This window comes from Stenotrophomonas sp. HMWF023 (assembly GCF_003060985.1).
Lineage (GTDB): Bacteria > Pseudomonadota > Gammaproteobacteria > Xanthomonadales > Xanthomonadaceae > Stenotrophomonas > Stenotrophomonas lactitubi.
Genome location: NZ_QAIJ01000233.1, coordinates 21401 through 25842, shown reverse-complemented (window position 1 = coordinate 25842; position 4442 = coordinate 21401). Strand labels below are relative to the sequence as shown.

The window sequence follows — 4442 nt, the reverse complement described above, 5'->3', positions numbered from 1 at the left end:
GGTGCTGGTGAGCAACATGGCAAAGGCCGCACTTATCGTGTCGGTCGCGACGACCATGGGCATGTTCGGTCGTGAGATGCACGGTTTCCTGACCAACGACGTTAAGAACGAGATTACTTACGTCGTCACGGGAGAGAACGACTCACCGGAAGACTTGATTGACGAGAACCTAGGCTACATGCAACTTGCGCTTTCCAGCGTTGACGCGCTCGATGTGATGAGCGATGTGACGCTGGACAACGCGAAGACCCGCGCAATGTGGTTCATCGGCATGGGCACTGGTGGGCCTGCCGTCACCGCAGGCTCGATGCTTCTGCTGTACGAAGTGGCGTTGGCGCTGTTCATCGGCCTGGGGCCGCTCTTCATCCTGTGCCTGTTGTTTGATCAGACCAAGCAACTGTTCCAGAAGTGGTTGCTCTACGGCATAGGCACGATGTTCTCTATGGCGGTTCTGGCGGCTATGACTGGCATCGCGATGAAGATGGTGTCTAAGGTCGCGTTCGCCTTCTGGGGGAGCACGTTGGCCGGCACTCTTATGGGTGAGAACTTCAGTGAGGGTATGTCGAGCATGGCGCTGCAGCAGGGCGGCATGGGCCTGATCCTGACGACTCTGATCCTGACTGCGCCCCCAATGGCGGCAATGTTCTTCCAAGGAACGCTTGGCAGCTTCATGGCATATTCGCAGATAGGCGGTAGTGCAGTACCGGCATCGCCGGGCCCGAATGGTCAGCCGCCAGGTTCTACGGGTGGCGGGCAGAGTTACAAGCCGCAAGCGCCGGCGGGAGAAGGTGGAGGTTCACCCATGGGAATGCAGGCGGCTAGCCCTAGGCTGCACGTTGGTCCAGATCCCGCGCAACAGTCTTCCGGCCTTAGAGGTAATGCTGGCACGGGCGTAGCTTGATTGGGATGATCGAAGTCGAAGAAGCGGAGGTGGTTGGATGATGAAGTTTCGGGGCTATGTAATCTCCTTGTGCGCCCTTGTTTTTCTGGGGGCAGCTGGGATGGTCGCGGCTGAGGGGAACTGTCCTCCAGGCTACTATCCAATCGGAGGTCAGGGCGTCCAAGGTTGTGCTCCCATTCCAAGTAGCGCATCAAGTAGCGGAACTATTGAAGTGCCCGCGAACTCTCCAACCGGACGGTGGGTAAAGACTTGGGGAGCAATCGCCGAGTCCAGTTCTACTCAGGACGCAGGAGCATCCACTGGGCTTCGATCGCAGGAAGCGGCGGAACAGGAGGCGTTGCGCAAGTGTAGTTCAACGGGTGCCGCCGATTGCTCGGTCAGCTTGGCCTATCGAAACCAATGCGTGGCTTGGGTCATTCCCAGTGGGAAGACTGGTCGCGGAGTGTCGGCAGTGGGGCGTGGTGCTACGCCGGAAATGGCGCTGATAATGGCGCATTCCAAGTGCGAGAATGATGTGGGCGGAAAGTGTGCTGTGTTATATGAAAACTGCACGAAGCCTATTTTTGAAGAGTTCTGATATGCGTCAATGGGTGGGCTTCTTGGGTCTGCCTTGATAGGGTGTGCCGAGCATGGCACTGCAGCGGCGCGGCATGGATCTTATCCTGACGAATCGGATCCCGACTGCGGTCCCGAAGGCGGCTATGTTCTTACAAGGCACGCTTGGTGCTTTCAACGCTTTGTCGCAGATAGTTGGTAGCCCCGTCCCAGGGGCCTCAAGCCCGAATGGGCAGCCGCCACGCAGCGATGTGTGGGCGTATACGACGAATGCGGAAGGGCTGGTCTCGGCGCCATTGGTCCACAGCACTGGGGCCAGCGTTGTGGAAGAGATTGGTCCGGGCACATATGGGACGGCGCCGGGCAAGTAGCCGCGCGTGGCCTCATCGGTAGAGTCGTCAATTGCAGCGAAGCTCTTGGTTAAATTTTCTGTCCTGATGGTATTGCTGGCGGCTCCATTGACTGCGCTGGCGGAAGGGCGATGTCCCCCGGGTCAATATCCCATTGGCAGCTCGAACGGGGTGTTGGGCTGCGCTCCCATTCCCGGCGGAACAGACGGACCGGCCCAGCCTCAAGCTCCTGTTCCAAGTGGCCGTTGGGAGTCTCGCTGGGGCGCAATTGCGGAGGATAGGGATCCGGCCCCTGGAGCTTCAATGGCCACCGGTGCTTCCGTATCGCAGATATCCAAGCGGGCTGCGGAGGCCGCTGCGCTCGACGGGTGTGGAAGGCGTGGTGGACGAAAATGTGAAATTCGTCTGACCTATCATGATCAGTGTGCTGCTATCGCGGATCCGCCTGCATCCACGAGTCTGCAGGCCCCGGCTAGATCGATTGTGGCGAGTGCCGAGGATGTTGAAGACGCCAAGGGACTTGCGGTGAGCGAATGCTCATCGGTCAACGGGGACGCGTTGTGTCAGGTGGCCTATTCTGCCTGCAGCATTTCCGAGTTCAAACCCTACCGATGATTGTTCACGCTCCCGGCTTGAGTCGGTGCTGAAAAGCCACTTCCCATTGGTTCAGGACAGGGGCATTTCTCCGCGAGCCCTTTTTGTGACTGGCAGCTCTCTTTCAAGCTTGCGCCCTTCGACGCGGCAAAGCTCCTCGCGGTAAGCTCCCCGCGCGTCATAAAAATGACGCGCCAGTGCCACCGAACGCAGGAGCTTTTCCGTCCAATGAGGACTCTGTCAGCCCATGCATCGGGTGACGCTTGCCACTATCGCGGCCACGCCGTGCGCGGGGCTATGATCCGCATCTGCGCAGGCGCGGGCGAGCCGGGACACCGCGTTCCGACCGGCCAGGGAGGCGGGCATCGGCAAGACGACATTGAAGGAGTGGGAGGGGATGGAGGACAGGTTTGGCGCACACATGGACGATGCCCTGGCATTTGTTCCATCCGGTGCGAACCTGCTGGAAGCCGTCAGGGGCGAGCTCAACGGCGATGGCATCGAGTACCAGCTGCTGGTCATCGATCAGCCGACGCCGGAAGGGCTGGTGCCCGGCCAGCACGGGCCGAACCGGGTGCTGCTGTTGCTGCGCGGTGACGGGCGCGGGCGCTGGCAGCTGGCCGCGCGCAACGACAAGCTGGTGCCGTGTTCTACCCGCGGTGGCCTGGCTGGCGACCCTTTTGCGTATGCAATGGTTGAGGAAGACACCTTCAGCGTGATCACCAACGGCGGCAGCCGCGAGCGCTGGAGCAGCACGTACCGGTTCCGCTATGCATCGGCGGACAAGTCCTGCTGGGTGGATGGGGTGAGACGCAAGGTCGTGGATATCGAGACTGAAGCGACCAACATCCGGGACTTCTCGGTGGCGGAACTGGGCAGGGTGCGGTTCGAGGACTTCGATCCGTCCAGTGTCGCCGAGGTGTCGCTTCCATGAGCCAAGCTCCAACCGGCGGAAAGGAATCCGCGCTGATGAACATCCAGGAGTTGCACTGTGTCGACCGATAGAGAGTCGCAACTGCTGCGGCAGGCGACCAACGCCGGCATCGACTCCCCCCTTGAACTGGCCAATTTCATGGCGCAGGCAGGGCACGAGTCGCGCGGCCTGAGCCGGCTCAACGAGAGCTTCAACTACACCCGGGGCATCTCGCAGATCCCGGTGGAAGCGGCGTGGCGCAATGGCACCGAGGCGCTGGAGTCCGCGCGCCAGGAAGCCCTGCGTGGGCGTCCGGATGACCTGGCCGAGCTGATGTATGGCGGCCGGATGGGCAACGACGCGCCTGGTGATGCGCTGAAGTACCACGGCCGCGGTTATCTGCAGCTGACCGGCAAGGAAAGCTACCAGCGCGCCGGCACTGCGCTGGACCTGGACCTGGTCAATCAGCCCGAGCTGGCGTCGCAGCCGGAACATGCAGGACGCATCGCCGTGTGGCAATGGCAGAACCGTGTGCCGGAGCAGGCGCGCGAGGACGTGCGCGAGGCGACCTACGCCATCAACGGAGCCGTCAACGGGGTGGAGGATCGGCTCAAGCGTTTCGAGGCGTGGCAGCAGAAGTTGACCCCGGAGGTGATGGACCGGCTTGCCCGCGGCGAAGTGGGTGAGCGCGCACAGCTGCCTGAGCGCCCGCGCGATATGTCCGATCCGGCCCATGCCGGCAACCGGCTGTTCACCGACGCTCGCGGCCATCTACAGCAGATGGGGCCGCAGAGCGGCCTGCGCAGCCAGCAGGAACTGGACAATGCGGCCGGCGCCCTGGCGCTGAGCGCGCAGAAGGCAGGCATGGGCCGCATCGATCACGTGGTGGCGGGCACCGATGGCAAGGCACTGTTCGCGGTGCAGGGCGCCATGGGGGACCCGGCGATGCAGCGCTCGATGGTGGAGCGTGAGGCTGCCGCTCAGCTGCCGTTGGAGCAGAGCAGCCAGCAGTTGGCGGCCGAAGCTTCTGCCCGCCAGGAACAGGCCGCTTCGGTTACCCGCGAGCAGGAGCAGAACCGCCCGCGATCGCTGTAATCTGGGCCCCGCCTGCAGGTCGGAGACCGGCGGG

4 protein-coding genes are annotated in these 4442 nt (G+C 62.2%); all 4 read left to right on the top strand.

Annotated elements, in window-relative coordinates; all coding sequences use genetic code 11:
- Window position 1: 1 nt before the first annotated feature.
- The 4 genes from DBR20_RS12720 to DBR20_RS12700 all read left to right on the top strand — a co-directional run bounded on the left by DBR20_RS12720 (window position 2) and on the right by DBR20_RS12700 (window position 4408).
- Window positions 2-901 carry a type IV secretion system protein gene (locus DBR20_RS12720; RefSeq protein ID WP_258223345.1) on the top strand — a complete coding sequence of 300 codons (900 nt, stop codon included), beginning with the start codon at window positions 2-4 and terminating at the stop codon, window positions 899-901.
- Window positions 902-938: 37 nt separating this feature from the next.
- Window positions 939-1478: a DUF4189 domain-containing protein gene (locus tag DBR20_RS12715; protein ID WP_308812616.1), complete on the top strand. Its 540-nt coding sequence runs from the start codon at window positions 939-941 to the stop codon at window positions 1476-1478.
- A gap of 1319 nt (window positions 1479-2797) precedes the next feature.
- Window positions 2798-3334: a hypothetical protein gene (locus tag DBR20_RS12705; protein ID WP_100552875.1), complete on the top strand. Its 537-nt coding sequence runs from the start codon at window positions 2798-2800 to the stop codon at window positions 3332-3334.
- Between the two features lie 57 nt (window positions 3335-3391).
- Window positions 3392-4408: an XVIPCD domain-containing protein gene (locus tag DBR20_RS12700; protein ID WP_108266417.1), complete on the top strand. Its 1017-nt coding sequence runs from the start codon at window positions 3392-3394 to the stop codon at window positions 4406-4408.
- Window positions 4409-4442 lie beyond the last annotated feature (34 nt).